Here is a 606-nt window from a genome sequence, read left to right as displayed (position 1 = left end):
AAGCAAGCCACTGATGAGCTTGCTCAGTTACAAAAACTGTCTCTGGCTAATAGTAATAAGCAAACCTTGGATAAACAGCAAAGCACTCAACCTGCGCCGTTGTTTGTCATCGAACACCAAAGCGTCGTACCGCCATTACAAAAGCAGCTATCAGGTAGTGATAAGCCTAAGTCAAATGGCGATAAGGCTAAGCATCATCAACAGCCTGAGCAAAAAAAGACCGTCACCAAAAATGTATCGGTCAATAAAGAAGCGCATCAACCGATGCAAAAAGAAGTCAAACCATCGTCATCTACTACAAAAGAAAAGACCACCCAAACGATAGCAAGAACACCTGCGCTCGTCAGTATGAATAACGAGCCAATACCGCATAAGCGTCGACGCCGTACGCCCAGTGTTGCTAGTAGTGCTAGTAATGAGCCTGCATCAAAAACTGCTACCAAGTACGCCAAAAAAGCGCCTAAGCCAGCAACTCAGTCTAATGGAAAAGCTAATACTAAAGTTGAGAAAACGGTAGAGCATGCCGAAGCTACGGCAGGAAACAAGTCAGAAAACAAGGCAAGTACTAATAAAGCAACTACGCCTGCGAAAGCGAGAAAACCAGCT

The 606-nt window shown here is 44.7% G+C and carries 1 pseudogene; it reads left to right on the top strand.

Going from position 1 to position 606, the window contains the following annotated elements:
* A pseudogene (locus ACS8FD_RS22385) lies at nt 1-606 on the top strand (polynucleotide adenylyltransferase PcnB); the annotation flags it as partial.

The organism is Psychrobacter sp. 1U2 (assembly GCF_051847575.1).
Note: the sequence above shows the minus strand (reverse complement) of the source record. Positions and strands in the feature narration are given on the sequence as shown.